Source organism: Leifsonia poae (assembly GCF_050632195.1).
GTDB lineage: Bacteria > Actinomycetota > Actinomycetes > Actinomycetales > Microbacteriaceae > Leifsonia > Leifsonia poae_C.
Genome location: NZ_CP192580.1, coordinates 1534823 through 1548741 on the forward strand (window position 1 = coordinate 1534823; position 13919 = coordinate 1548741).

The following is a 13919-nucleotide window of genomic DNA, read 5'->3' on the forward strand; positions in this document are numbered from 1 at the left end:
ACCCCGCCGTAGTAACAAGCAAAACCACTCCACAGCGCGCCCGTAGGATAGACAGCATGTCCGACGGCTCTTCGTTCTACATCACCACGCCGATCTTCTATGTGAATGATGTCCCGCACATCGGGCACGCATACACCGAGGTGGCTGCCGATGTCCTCGCCCGCTGGCACCGTCAGGCCGGCGATGACACCTGGCTGCTGACCGGCACGGACGAGCACGGTCAGAAGATCCTGCGCACGGCGACGGCGAACGGCACGACACCGAAGGAGTGGGCTGACCGTCTGGTGTCCACCGAGTGGCTGCCGCTGCTGAAGACCATCGACATCGCGAACGACGACTTTATCCGCACCACGGATGAGCGGCACGAGAAGAACGTTCAAAAGTTCCTCCAGAAGCTCTACGACGACGGCTTCATCTACGCGGGGGAGTACGAAGCGCTCTATTGCGTGGGCTGTGAGGAGTTCAAACCGCAGTCCGAGATCGTCGACGGCACGGGTGAGTACGAGGGTCAGAAGGTCTGCGCGATCCACTCCAAGCCGCTCGAACTGCTGCAGGAGAAGAACTACTTCTTCCGCATGAGTCAGTTCGCCGACAAGCTTCTGGCTCTCTACGAGGAGCGCCCCGAGTTCGTGCAGCCGGAATCGGCGCGCAACGAGGTCGTATCGTTCGTCAGGCAGGGCCTCAGCGACCTGTCGATCTCCCGGTCGAGCTTCGACTGGGGCATCAAGGTCCCCTGGGACGAGTCGCACGTCGTCTACGTCTGGTTCGACGCGCTCCTCAACTACGTCACGGCGGTCGGCTACGGCCAGGACGACGCGACGTTCGATCGGCGCTGGCCCGCGACGCACATCGTCGGCAAGGACATCCTGCGATTCCACGCGGTGATCTGGCCGGCGATGTTGATGGCTGCGGGCGTCGACGTTCCGCATCGTGTGTTCGGCCACGGCTGGCTGCTGGTGGGCGGCGAGAAGATGTCCAAGTCGAAGCTCACCGGTATCGCTCCGACCCAGATCACGAACACGTTCGGGTCCGATGCCTTCCGCTACTACTTCATGCGCGCGATCAACTTCGGCCAGGACGGCTCGTTCAGCTGGGAGGACCTGTCCGCCCGCTACCAGGCCGAGCTCGCCAACGGTTTCGGCAATCTCGCTTCGCGCGTGATCGCGATGGTCACCCGCTACTTCGAGGGAATCGTGCCCCCGCCGTCCACCTATCTCGAGGCCGACTTCACGGTTCAGGATGTGGTGGCCAAGGCGACCGCGAACGCCGACGATGCGATCGGGCGCCTCGCCATCCACGAGGCCATCACCTCGATCTGGACGGTCGTCGACGAGCTGAACGGCTACATCACGACCCACGAGCCGTGGACGCTCGCGAAGGACGAGTCGAAGCGCGAGCGCCTGGCGACCGTGCTCTACACGGCCGCCGAGGGTTTGCGTGCGCTTGCGGTGCTGCTCTCGCCGGTCATCCCGCGAGCGACGCAGAAGCTGTGGGAGTCGCTCGGTGCGGAGGACGAGCTCGGCGGCCTCGACGAGCAGCGCATCCGTTCGGCCGGCGACTGGGGCCAGCTGCCCGCGGGCACGACGGTGAACGGGCTCGAGGCGCTGTTCCCGCGGATCGAAGCGGACGCGGTGCCCGGGGCATGACCGATCCGGCGTTCATCCGCCAACGTCATGTCACCGACGGACGCGATCTGGAGTATCCGCCGCTTCCGGAGGCGCTCGTCGTCCCGGTGTACGACAACCACACCCATCTCGAGATCTCCGACGGGCATGACCCGCTCGACTATCGTGAGCAGCTCGACCGCGCCTCGAGCGTCGGCGTGCGCGGGGTCGTGCAGGTCGGCAACGACGTCGAGACCTCGCGTTGGTCCGCCGCGATGGCGGCTGTGGAGCCCCGGATGCTCGCAGCCGTGGCTCTGCACCCGAACGACGCGCCCGACTACGCCGAACGCGGCGAGCTTGACGACGCTCTCGCTGTGATCGCCGAGCTCGCTGGGCGCCCGCGTGTTCGCGCGGTCGGCGAGACCGGTCTGGACTTCTTCCGCACCGAGGACGGCCCCCGCCGCGATGCGCAGTTCCGCTCGTTCGAGGCCCACATCGAGATCGCCAAGCAGAACGACCTGGCGCTGCAGATCCACGACAGGGATGCGCACCGCGACGTCATCGCGACGCTCAAGCGGGTGGGTGCGCCCGAGCGCACGGTATTCCACTGCTTCTCCGGCGACGCCGAGATGGCGCAGATCTGCGCCGACAACGGCTGGTACATGTCGTTCGCAGGCAACGTGACGTTCAAGAACGCTGCCAACCTCCGCGAGGCCCTCGTCGCGGCGCCGCGTGCTCTGATCATGGTCGAGACGGATGCGCCGTTCCTCACGCCCACTCCGTTTCGCGGCCGGCCCAACGCGCCGTATCTGATCCCGCATACGCTGCGTGCCATGGCCGAGACGATCGGAACGGACGCGTCGACGCTGGCCGCGCAGATCAGCTCCAACACCGAGTTGGTCTACGGACGGTGGGATGCCGAACCGGTCGCCGCCCCACCGACGACCCCGATCGGGATCATCGCGTGAGCGCCGTGCGCCTGCTCGGGCCGGCCGAGATCCGGGATCTCGCGGAGTTGCTCGACGTCACGCCCACGAAGAAGCTCGGCCAGAACTTCGTCATCGACGGTAATACCGTGCGCCGTATCGTGCGCGTCGCGGGCGTTCAGCCGGGCGACACGGTCGTCGAGGTGGGCCCGGGCCTCGGCTCCCTGACATTGGGCCTCCTGGAGGCCGACGCGAGCGTCGAGGCGATCGAGATCGACAAGCGACTCGCGGCTCAGCTGCCGACGACCGTGCGTGAGCTCGCCCCCGACGTCGCGGACCGGCTGACCGTGCTCCGGGCGGATGCGCTGAGCGTGACGGAACTGCCGAGCGCACCGAGCCGGCTTGTCGCCAACCTCCCGTACAACGTATCGGTGCCGGTTCTGCTGCATTTCCTCGAGCACTTCGACAGCATCCGGTCGGGCGTCGTCATGGTCCAGGCGGAGGTCGGCTACCGGGTTGCCGCCGAGCCGGGGTCGAAGGTGTACGGCGCGCCGAGCGTGAAGGCAGCCTGGTACGGGTCGTGGCGCACGGCCGGAACGGTGAGCCGTCAGGTCTTCTGGCCGGTGCCCAACGTCGACTCGGTGCTCGTCGCTTTCGAGCGCCACGAGGTCGAGCCGGGCGACGAGGCGCTCCGACGACGCACCTTCGAATTGGTGGATGCGGCGTTTCAGCAGCGTCGCAAGATGCTGCGGCAGGCGCTCTCCAGTGTGTTCGGTGATTCGGCCACGGCGTCCGCGACGCTCGAGGCAGCGGGCCTTGCACCGACACTGCGCGGGGAGCAATTGGGCATCGCGGAATTCGTTGCGCTCGCCCGAGCATCCTGAACGCGCCGCTCGACAGGTTGCGGAACAGTGCAGCCGCCAACCCCCTGTAGGTTGGGAGCATGACCTCGTCGGCTGCTCCTGCGGTGCACGTCAGAGCACCGGGCAAGATCAACGTGTTCATGCGCGTCGGCGCCGTGATGGATGATGGCTACCACGACGTCGCGACGGCGTATCAGGCGGTTTCGCTCTACGAAGATGTGCGTGCGTATCCTGCCGATGACTTCTCGGTGGGTTTCTCGGGCTCGATCGACACCTCGGGTCTCGTGACCGACGACACGAACCTGGCTATCAAAGCCGCCAAGATGCTGGCTCGCAAGGCCGGATACAAGGGCGGTGTGCGGCTCGAGATCGAGAAGCACGTTCCGATCGGCGGCGGCATGGGCGGCGGCTCGGCCGATGCGGCGGCCACGCTTGTCGCCTGCGATGCACTCTGGGGCACCGAGGCGACCAAGGACGACCTGCACGCCCTGGCGGCACGGCTCGGCGCCGACGTGCCGTTCGCGCTCCTTGGAGGCACCGCCATCGGAACGGGACGGGGCGACAGGCTCAGCCCCGCGCTCGCCACCGGAAGCTTCCACTGGGTGCTTGCGCTGCCAGAGGCGCAACTGAGCACCCCAACGGTCTACACCGAGCTCGACAAGCACCGCGAGCGGCACTCGCACGACATCGCACCTGCCCAGCGCAAGCCGAGCGTCGACACCGCTGTGCTGCAGGCACTGCGAGCGGGCGACCCGCAGATGCTCGCCGAGTCGTTGACGAACGATCTGCAGGCTCCCGCCATCCACCTCTCACCGGAGATCGGGGATGTGCTCGAGCTCGGCGAGATGAACGGGGCGCTGGCGGGGATCGTGTCAGGCTCCGGGCCGACAGTCGCCTTCCTCACGCCCGACCTCGACGGCGCCCTCGACCTGCAGATCGCGCTGAGCGCAGCCCGGCTGACCGCCGTGCGGGCGACGGGGCCGGTGCACGGCGCCCGAATCATCGGAGACTGAGCTTCGCCCCTCAGTCGATCCGGCTCCGGATGCGCGTGCCGATACCCAGGGATGCCCTGCTCGAGTGTCGGCATGTCGGGTGTTGAGACGATTCGTAACGAGAAGCGTTTCCATGCTTTACCGGGAGCGGGCATCCCAGGGTGTGGTTCAAAAATAGCGAGCCCGTCAGCGACTCACCCAATCGTGAGGCGAAAACCGTCAACAGTTGACGGGGTGCATCTGCTCACCCCTCATGGGCAACCGCGAGAGGTCTTTCTCGGGCTCTTACAACGTCGCCTGGAGTCACCGCGAGACCGTCCGAAGTCGATCCCGGTCGCACCCCAAGAGGTTCAGCGGGAAACGCGCCGGAGGCCTGTCGTGCGCAGACCCCGAGAGGCCACGCTCAGCTTGCGCAGGTCGCGCCGCGACGTCAGCTCGAGCTTCGCGAGGATGTTCCGCACGTGGAAGTTCACGGTCGTCACCGACACGTACAGGCGCTCGGCGATCTCCTTGTTCGTCATGCCGGCGGCGATGGCGTGCGCTACCTGACGTTCGCGCGTCGTGAGCGGGGCGAAGGGGTCACCAGGCTCCGTTCGGGTTTCGGATGCGCCCGCATCCGCAAGGTCGTCGAGGAGGCGCGCGCAACGCTCCAGGTACGCGGCGGCTCCCACGCGACGGAAAGTCTCCGAGGCTTGCTCGGCCAGAGCGCGCACGGTGGCAGTGTCGCCGCCGGTTGCGGCGAGCAGACGGGCTGCGTCGAAGGCCGCTATAGCGTGCGGGAAGGGGAACCGGGCGGATCCAGGGTCGCTCAGGGATGCGCGATAAGCGGCCGTGGCTGCGCCGAGGTCACCCTCGGCCTCGAGCACCCGTCCCTCCAGCCAGCCGAGCGAGCCGTAGAACGGGCGCCACAGTCGCTGCGGGTCGGTGCACAGCGCGAAGGCCGCACGCGCCTCGTCGGCGCGTCCCAGGGTGGCGAGCGCGTCGATCCGGTAGGTCAGCCAGCCGAGCGACGAAGCACCGATCGCGCCCGCTTCAGCCGATTCAGTCGCGGCGAGCTGCGCATCCGGACGCCCGAGGGCTCGCGCCAGCTCTGCCCGGGCGAGGTGCGGGATGTCGCCGTCGTAAGAACCGGCGATGCTCAGCTTGGCCTGGGACGCGGAGGTGAGCCGTTCATCGACGGCCGAACTCTCACCGCGACCGGCGCGGACGAGTGTGGAGACAGTGAGGGCGATCGGCCAACCGGACAGGTCGGTCTCGTCGAGGGCGAGCGCGACTGCGGCGTCCGCGAGAGTGACGGACTCGTCCCACTCGCCGACCAGGAACAGAACGTGGGCGTAGATCGTGCGGGCGAATCCGGCCGTCCAACTCGACGGGAAACGGTGGACGAGCACGTTGGCGCGGGCGAGGTCGTCGCGGGCACGGCCGATGTCACCCATGAAGATGAAGACTCGCGCTCGGGTGACGAGAGCGTCAACGGCGGCAGCGGACTCCGTCGTGCCGAGGAGGGTGTCGAGCTCGGCGATCAGGGATCCGATCAGGTCGACCCGGCGAGAGTGGAGGGATGCGGTCAGCGACCAGCCGAGTAGCCGCATGAGGTCGTCGCGGGGCTGCGCGAGCCAGCGGAGGGCGGGATCGTTCAGTTCGTCCGGGTCGCTCGGAGCCTCCTCGATGTGCTGTCGGCCGATCTCGAGGTGGTCAAGGGCCGCTGGGAAGTCGCGCATCGCCATCAGGACCTTCGGGATGGCCTCGGCGACGTGAGCACGGATCGCCCGTTCCTCGGGGGTGACCGCAGGGGCAGCCTCGAGAGCGAGCGCGAGGGCGAGGGCGCCGGGGATGTCGCCGGTGAGGGTGCGCAGTTCGAGGAGCACCACATCCCGAACCACGGAGGCGGGCAGTGCCTCGATCGCCGGAGCGAGGTCGAAGATGCGCTCGTGCTGGCGCGTGCGCATGGCGAGAAGGCCGATCTCGATCAGCGCGCGTTCGTGTTCTGCCCCGGCAGCGGCGAGGTGCACGGCAGACCGCGCGTAGCTCATCGCCTGGTCGGCCTGCCCACGGTCGGCGGCCAGTCGGCTCGCCGCCAGGAGCTCGGCCACCAGTGTGGGGTCGGCCTGATCGGCGGCCTCGACCCGGTGACGCAGCGCGCGGTGACCGGTCAGCACCGCGGCGGCGACGCGATGGATCTCCACGCGCCGCTGGACGGTCAGCTCGCTGGTGAGCGCGTCGGCGAGAATCGCGTGCGCCGGCTCGACCCAGACCACCCCGTCGCGTTCGGTCGAGCGCACCAGACCACGGGACACCGCGCCCGAGATGTCGACCTGCAGGCCGAGTGTGCTCGCGATCGTGCCGAAGAGGGGGAGGGGAGTGGGTCGCGGAGCACGGCGACGATCTCCGCAGCGTCGCGCACCGACGCATCCGCCCCCTCGAGCGCCGACGAGATCGCGGTCGAGAGCGGTGTGATCGCGGCGATCGGCAGGTCCCAGCCCGCCGGGTGCAGCGCGGCGGCGAACGTCTCGCGCAGCTGACCGAGCAGGACGCTCAGCAGGAGCGGTGAGCCCTGCGTCGCTTCGGTGAGGCGGGTGGCGGTACGCCGCGAGATCGCGTGCCCCAGGATGTGCTGCGCCAGCTCCTGGGTGTCGCTGACGGTGAGGGGTGTGAGGTCGATGCGCGCGTGATTGACCGTCGTGGCCGCGACGTCCTCGAACAGCGCGACGACGCTGTTCGCGAGCGGGCGCGTCGCCGCGATGAAGAGGAAGGCCTGGTCGGAGAGTCGGCGCACCACGAACCGCAGCGCACGGGCCGACGCCTCGTCGACCCACTGCGCATCGTCGACGATGACGCACACCGGCGACGAGACGCTGTCGATGGCGTCGAGCAGGAGACGCCCGACAGCGATCGGCTCGTCCGTGGGCTCCGGCGGCCGGATGCGCGTACCGCTGACCGCGTTCAACCCGCGCACCAGGCGTTCGACGGTCGAATAGCTGAGGTCGGATTCGAAGGAGTCCGCGTGGACGCGCAGAACGGTCCAGCCGTCGAGTCGGTCGGCCGTATCCGCGAGCAGAGCCGTCTTACCGAGGCCCGCCTCGCCGGTCACCAGGGCGGTCCCGCCCTGCGTCAGTGCACGTCCGGCCACCGTGAGGAGCGCATCGCGCGCAGGATCACGGCCGAAGAGCGGCGGAGACGACGGCGCCGCAGAGTTTTCGGTCACGAACAAACCCCATCCTGACCAGTCCGGAGATGTCGGGCGGGTACAGCGCGGGACCGATCTTAGCGATCCTCGCACATCGACGACACGTCGGGGAGCACCCGTTGGAGGGGCGGCGAGGGGCGGGAAGGGGCGGAGAGGGGCAGGAGAGGCAGCGAGGCGGCGAGGGGCGCTGAACCGCCGAAAGGCGACGCACCCGACCGCCGGTAGGCTGGAAGCCGTCATGGCACACCTCCTCGGCGCTGAGTCGCTGCACCTCGAATACCCGACCCGCGTCATCTTCGACAGCGTGACCGTCGGCATCAATGAGGGCGACCGCATCGGCGTGGTCGGCCGCAACGGCGACGGCAAGTCGACGCTGCTCTCCCTCCTGTCCGGTCGTCTCGAACCCGATCAGGGGCGCGTCACGCGACGGCGCGATGTCAGCGTCGGGATGCTCGACCAGGGTGACGAGCTCGACCCCACCCTCACGGTCGGTGCCGCGATCGTGGGCGGGATCGACGAGCACGTCTGGGCCGGGGATGCGCGGGTGCGCGACGTGCTCGGCGGACTCGTCGCCGACATCCGGTGGGATGCGACGGTCGCCGACCTCTCCGGAGGGCAGCGGAGGCGCGTGGCACTGGCTGCGCTTCTGGTGCAGGACCACGACATCCTGTTCCTCGACGAGCCCACCAACCACCTCGACATCGAGGGTGTCGCGTGGCTCGCCGCGCACCTCAAGAAGCGGTGGCCGGCGGGTTCCGGCGGCCTGGTGGTCGTCACGCACGACCGGTGGTTCCTCGACGAAGTGTCGACGGCCACCTGGGAGGTGCACGATCGCATCATCGAGCCGTTCGAGGGCGGCTATGCGGCGTACATCCTGCAGCGCGTTGAGCGGGACAGGATGAATGCCGTCATCGAGAGCAAGCGCCAGAACCTGATGCGCAAAGAGCTCGCTTGGCTTCGTCGCGGTGCGCCCGCCCGCACGTCGAAGCCGAAGTTCCGCATGGATGCGGCGTACGAGCTGATCGAGAACGAGCCGCCGCCGCGCGACACCGTCGAGCTCAAGCAGATGGCCTCGTCGCGCCTCGGCAAAGACGTCGTCGACCTGCTCGACGTATCCGTGGTCTTCCCTGTGCGCGGGGATGCAGAGGCACCCGATCACAAGACCGTGCTCCGTGACATCGAGTGGCGCATCGCACCCGGCGAGCGCACGGGCGTGCTCGGCGTGAACGGCGCCGGCAAGTCGACCCTTCTGAACCTGATCGCGGGATCCCTCGAGCCGACGAGCGGACGCGTCAAGCGCGGCAAGACGGTCAAGATCGCCACGCTCACGCAGCAGCTCGGCGAGCTCGACGACGTGATGGACGACCGGGTCAGCGCCGTGATCGCGGGCAAGCGCACCACCTACCTGGCGGGCGGCAAGGAGATGACGCCCGGTCAGTTGCTGGAGCGGCTCGGCTTCACGACCGCGCAGCTTTCAACCCCGGTCAAAGACCTGTCGGGCGGTCAGAAGCGACGCCTGCAGCTGCTGCTGATCCTGCTCGACGAGCCGAACGTGCTCATCATGGACGAGCCGACCAACGACCTCGACACCGACATGCTCGCCGCGATGGAGGACCTTCTCGACTCGTGGCCGGGCACACTCATCGTGGTCTCCCACGACCGGTACCTGATCGAGCGCGTCACCGACCAGCAGTACGCGGTGATGGATGCGAGCCTCCGGCACCTTCCAGGAGGCGTCGACCAGTATCTGCAGCTGCGCCGAGCGCAGGGTTCGTTGAACGGTGGCGGGGCCACCGCGCTCGAAGGCAACGCGCCAAGCGGCGCACCCGGGGCAAGCGGCGCATCCGGAGCCGCCGGCTCGTCGTCGCCGTCGCTGAGCGGAGCCGACCTGCGAAACGCCCAGAAGGAGGTCGCCTCGATCGATCGTCGCCTCGGCAAGCTCGCCGACCAGGTCGCTGCGAAGCACGAGAAACTCGCCGAGTTCGACCAGAGCGATTACGTCGGAGTCGCCGCGATCACGGACGAGCTCCGCGGCCTCGAAGACGAGATCGCCACGCTGGAGACCCGCTGGCTCGAACTGTCGGAGCAGTTGGAGGATTAGCGCATGCGCACTCACGATGTGACCAACCAGCCGCCTGCGCGGGTCGACGTCGATGAGTTCGCTGCGAACATCCCTCTGGCCGAAGCGGTCGAACGTTACGACGCTTCATGGGCTGCGCCGGCGCTCGGCGAGGTCGGCCGGTTGGTCGGGAGTGCACGGTTTCAGGATGACGCCGAGCGCGCGAACGTGCACGAGCCCGTCCTGCGTGCTTTCGACCGGTGGGGCACCAGGATCGACGAGGTCGAGTACGACCCGTCGTACCACCGGATCCTCGGCGAAGCGGTCGCCGCGGGAGCGCACACCGCGGCGTGGGCCGCGCCTCGACCGGGTGCGAATGTCGCTCGCGCTGCCACGTTCATGCTCTTCGCGCAGGTCGAGCCCGGTCACGCCTGTCCGATCTCGATGACCCATGCGGTCGTTCCGGCCCTCGCGGCGTCACCGTCCCTCTCGGCGGAGTGGCTGCCTCGCCTCCTGAGTCGCGAGTTCGACAGGCGACTGGCGCCGAACAAGCGTTCGGCGCTCTTCGGCATGGCGATGACCGAGAAACAGGGCGGGTCGGATGTGCGGGCCAACACGACGCGCGCGGTGGCCGCAGGCGATGGACGCTACCTCCTCACCGGGCACAAGTGGTTCTGCTCGGCGCCGATGTCCGACGGTTTCCTGGTCCTCGCCCAGACCGACGCAGGGCTGAGCTGCTTCCTCGTGCCCCGGATGCTGGAGGACGGCACTCGGAACACGTTCCTCATCCAGCGCCTCAAGGACAAACTGGGCAACCGCTCCAACGCGTCGAGCGAGGTCGAGCTCGACGGAACCGTCGGTCATCTGCTCGGTGAGGAGGGCCGCGGCGTCCGCACCATCCTCGAGATGGTCAACCGCACCCGGCTCGACTGCATCCTGGGCAGCGCAGCGGGAATGCGGCAGTCCGTCGCCGAGGCCGCTTGGCACGTGCGGCACCGGCGCGCGTTCGGCGGGCTTCTCGTCGACCAGCCAGCGATGACAGCCGTGCTCGCCGACCTCGCGCTCGAGTCGGAGGCTGCGACGGCTGTGTCCCTCCGGCTCGCCCGAGCGCACGATGACGACGCCCCAGACACCGACCGCGCCTTCCGTCGGCTGGCGACCGCGGTAACGAAGTATTGGGTCTGCAAACGCGGGCCCGGACACGCCTATGAGGCGCTCGAATGTCTGGGCGGCAACGGGTACACAGAGTCGTTCCCACTTGCGCGTCGGTATCGCGAGCAGCCCGTGATGGCGATCTGGGAGGGCTCCGGCAACGTGATCGCCCTCGACGTGCTGCGCGCTCTCGGTCGTGAGCCCGACAGCGCCGAGGCGTTCGATCTCGAGCTGTCCGCTGCGCGCGGCCTCCACCCCGTCTTCGATGCGCACCACGATCGGTTGCGTATCCGGCTGCGCGAGCTCAGCGCGGCGATGGCAGGCGCAGCATCCGTCGACCGTGCATCCGTCGACCGTGCATCCGTGGACCGTGCATCCGTCGACCGTGCATCCGTGGCCCAGGTGCGCCCGCTCGTCGCCGGGCTCGCGGCGGCATTGCAGGCGGCACTGCTGCTGACAACGGCTCCGGATGCGGTCGGCCGCGCCTACGTGGAGGCTCGCCTCGGCCCCGACCGCGGTTCCCTCTACGGGGAGTTGCCCGCCGGATTGGACCTCGCCGCGCTCGTATCCCGCGCCTGACTCAGCCGACCGATGCGTCGGCCGTGGCCCCGATGGCGTGGAAGAACTGTTCGACCGCCTTGCGGTTGTACGCAGCGAAGTCGAACGCGCTGGCCGGCACCTCGCCTCGGATGAAGGCTTCGAGGCCCGCGGCGACGCCTTCGTCCGACTGCGGGACGACGAGCCCCGAGCCGGCGGGGAGCGCGTTCTTGGCCGAGGCGAACTCGACGGTCACGATCGGCAGGCCGAGGACGAGCGCTTCGAGGATGACCATCGGCTGGCCCTCGTAGTCGCTGGAGAGCACGAAGCAGTCGGCGTGGGCCATGATCGCGTGCGGGTTGCGCTGCATCCCGGTCAGGAAGACAGCGCCCATCAGGTCGAGGGAGGCGATCAGTGCTTCGAGCTCGGCGGCGAGCGGTCCCGAGCCGACGATCACGAGGCGCGTCTTCGGATGCCGGGCGTGCGCCTCCGCGAAGGCGCGGATGAGCCGCGCGTGGTTCTTCTCCGGCGAGAGCCGTCCGACGCAGACGAAGGTAGTGACGTCATCGTCGGCGAGGAGTGCCTCGGCCCACTCGGGATTCGTGCCCGTCTCTTCGTCGAACGTGATCTCGTGGAGATCGGCTTGCGCGTTCTCCAGGATGTGCTCGGCGTCGACCGTGTTGAGGGCCGAGACGAACTTCTCGGGAGCCGAGTACTCGGCCAGTCCCTCCCTGTTGATGTCGGCGAGCGTGGGCGACACGGAGACGAGATGGTCGTACTGCGGATAGAGCGTGAACACCTGGGTGAGGCTGTGCAGCATCTTCTTCTCGCCGCCCACCTCGCGGTGGGCGTCCGCAGCCAGGTCGTTGTGCAGCCAGATCGAGCGCACGGCTGGCGGGGAGTGCAGGAGCAGGATCGCCCAGAACGGTCCGTAGCCGGAGAAGTCGATGACGTAGTCGAACTTGCTGTCGCCGAAGCAGCGTTGCCATTCGTCGTCCCACAGCTGGTTCTGCGCGGGAACGTTCCCGTGCTCTGCGGTGCGCCCGCGGCGGAACTCGAGGTGGCGCGCCAATTGGCGCAGCTTGGCCCCGTTCATCCCGCCGACCCGGGGGAACTGACGCACGTTCGGGTTGATCTGCTTCTGCTTGGCGATCGTCGCTCGTGCACGGCTCTGCGCGAAGAACGCTGAGACGTCGTATCGCGTGTGATCGATGTTGTTGAGGAGGTTGAGCGCTGAGGTGGTGATGCCGTTGGGGCGCATCCCGCCGAGGTAGAGAAGGATTTTCTCGCGACCGTCCTCGTACACGTCGGTGCGCAGGCGGTACCCCTCCCGAGCCCCGCGGAAGACGATGTCCACGATGCGCTTCGAGGCCGAGCCGTCTTCGTGCGAGGTGAACCGGCGCTTCATCGCGAGGTAGCGCTCGCGCGATTCCTCCGGGATGGCGTCGCCGTCCTCGGCGATGCGCGCGAGTTCCTCGCCGAGTTCACGCGCCGACATGAGCACGGGACCGGGCCACTCCTCGGGCTCGAAGTAGAGTCCGCGCGTGCCCGCATAGTCGGCGAGGTCGGGCGTGAAGAACAGGATCGGCCGACCGGTCTGCAGAAAGTCGAAGAAGATGCTCGAGTAGTCGGTGACGAGCATGTCCGTGACGCCGAGCACGAGGTTGGTGGGGATCTCGTTGGGCACGAGCATCCGTTTCAGCTCCGGTCGGTGCTTGGCCAGCTTGTGCACGCTCTGGTGTGTCTTCAGCAGCACCGCGTACCGACTGGTGTCGATACGCTCTTCGATGACCGCGATGTTCTCGAGGATCTCGTCGAGGTCGTCGGTGGGTCGGCCGAACGACGCGCCCTTCCAGGTCGGCGCGTACAGGATGATCTTGCGATCGCCGAGCGGAAGGCCCGAGTCGACCAGCAGGCGGCGAGCGGATGCGCGTCCGGCGTCATCGAGGAATTGCCGGTCGATGCGCGGGTACCCCTCTTCCACGAGCGTGCCCCGGTAGATTCCCGTCAGCTTGTACGCCGATTCGTACATCTGGTCGGCCATGAAGGCGTTGGCGGCCAGGAGGTAGTCGGCGGCGACGAAGTTGCGCACGATGTTCGCGGTGGCCAGCGCGCCCTCTTCGATGTCGTAGCCCATGCGCTTCAGCGGGGTGCCGTGCCAGGTGTTCAGGTACACCTGACCCGGGCGCTTGCCGAAATCGGGCGGGAAGGTGGCGTTGTTGACGAGGTACTGGCTGGTCGCGAGAGCGCGGTAGTAGGCGGCCGAGCCGTAGCGCACGAAGCTGACCCGCGGGTCGTCGGCGAACTCCTCGACGGCGGCCTTGTACTGGTGCAGGTCGGACAGAGCCCAGATGTGAGTCAGGTGGCCGAGGTCGGGCGCGGCGAGAAGCTCGCGGAAGATCGCCTCGGGATTGTCGAGCATCCCGTTGCCGGAGAAGGACTCGTAGAAGACGGAGCCGACCACGATGGGCTGCCGACGGTAGTAGGCGTGGATCTCGAACCGCGCGGCACGTTTGGCGCGGGATGGGAGGCGCATCAGTCGGGAGAGTCTCATCGCCAGCGAGCATATGTGAGGCGGATAACAGAGTGCTGGGAGCGC

Annotated in this window: 9 protein-coding genes; 6 read left to right on the top strand and 3 right to left on the bottom strand. The window is 68.0% G+C overall.

Going from position 1 to position 13919, the window contains the following annotated elements:
• Positions 1 to 56: 56 nt before the first annotated feature.
• From metG to ACQ86A_RS07835, 4 genes are read left to right on the top strand one after another with little or no spacing between them, the layout of a single operon-like run.
• Positions 57 to 1646, top strand: a complete 1590-nt coding sequence (metG, locus tag ACQ86A_RS07820; protein WP_431279988.1) for a methionine--tRNA ligase — start codon at positions 57 to 59, stop codon at positions 1644 to 1646.
• On the top strand, positions 1643 to 2572 hold the full coding sequence (locus ACQ86A_RS07825; protein ID WP_431279989.1) for a TatD family hydrolase: 930 nt from the start codon (positions 1643 to 1645) through the stop codon (positions 2570 to 2572). Before metG ends, ACQ86A_RS07825 begins: the two co-directional genes overlap by 4 nt.
• The gene (gene rsmA, locus ACQ86A_RS07830; RefSeq protein WP_431279990.1) at positions 2569 to 3414 is read left to right on the top strand and encodes a 16S rRNA (adenine(1518)-N(6)/adenine(1519)-N(6))-dimethyltransferase RsmA; all 846 of its coding nucleotides are present in this window, start codon (positions 2569 to 2571) and stop codon (positions 3412 to 3414) included. The genes ACQ86A_RS07825 and rsmA overlap by 4 nt, the downstream gene beginning before the upstream one ends.
• A 59-nt stretch (positions 3415 to 3473) precedes the next feature.
• On the top strand, positions 3474 to 4406 hold the full coding sequence (locus tag ACQ86A_RS07835) for a 4-(cytidine 5'-diphospho)-2-C-methyl-D-erythritol kinase (RefSeq protein WP_431279991.1): 933 nt from the start codon (positions 3474 to 3476) through the stop codon (positions 4404 to 4406).
• A gap of 329 nt (positions 4407 to 4735) precedes the next feature.
• Here ACQ86A_RS07835 and ACQ86A_RS07840 read toward each other — a convergent pair whose 3' ends face one another.
• Positions 4736 to 6667, bottom strand: coding sequence for a LuxR C-terminal-related transcriptional regulator (locus tag ACQ86A_RS07840; protein WP_431279992.1), 1932 nt, complete (start codon positions 6665 to 6667; stop codon positions 4736 to 4738).
• On the bottom strand, positions 6586 to 7590 hold the full coding sequence (locus ACQ86A_RS07845) for an AAA family ATPase (protein ID WP_431279993.1): 1005 nt from the start codon (positions 7588 to 7590) through the stop codon (positions 6586 to 6588). Before ACQ86A_RS07845 ends, ACQ86A_RS07840 begins: the two co-directional genes overlap by 82 nt.
• A 220-nt stretch (positions 7591 to 7810) precedes the next feature.
• Here ACQ86A_RS07845 and ACQ86A_RS07850 point away from each other — a divergent pair, with 220 nt between their 5' ends.
• Both ACQ86A_RS07850 and ACQ86A_RS07855 read left to right on the top strand, forming a co-directional pair.
• On the top strand, positions 7811 to 9673 hold the full coding sequence (locus ACQ86A_RS07850; protein WP_431279994.1) for an ABC-F family ATP-binding cassette domain-containing protein: 1863 nt from the start codon (positions 7811 to 7813) through the stop codon (positions 9671 to 9673).
• 3 nt (positions 9674 to 9676) lie between these two features.
• Positions 9677 to 11362, top strand: coding sequence for an acyl-CoA dehydrogenase family protein (locus tag ACQ86A_RS07855; protein WP_431279995.1), 1686 nt, complete (start codon positions 9677 to 9679; stop codon positions 11360 to 11362).
• A 1-nt stretch (position 11363) separates the two neighbouring features.
• On the opposite strand, the gene ACQ86A_RS07860 is transcribed toward ACQ86A_RS07855, so the two are convergent.
• The gene (locus ACQ86A_RS07860) at positions 11364 to 13874 is read right to left on the bottom strand and encodes a CDP-glycerol glycerophosphotransferase family protein (protein WP_431279996.1); all 2511 of its coding nucleotides are present in this window, start codon (positions 13872 to 13874) and stop codon (positions 11364 to 11366) included.
• Positions 13875 to 13919 lie beyond the last annotated feature (45 nt).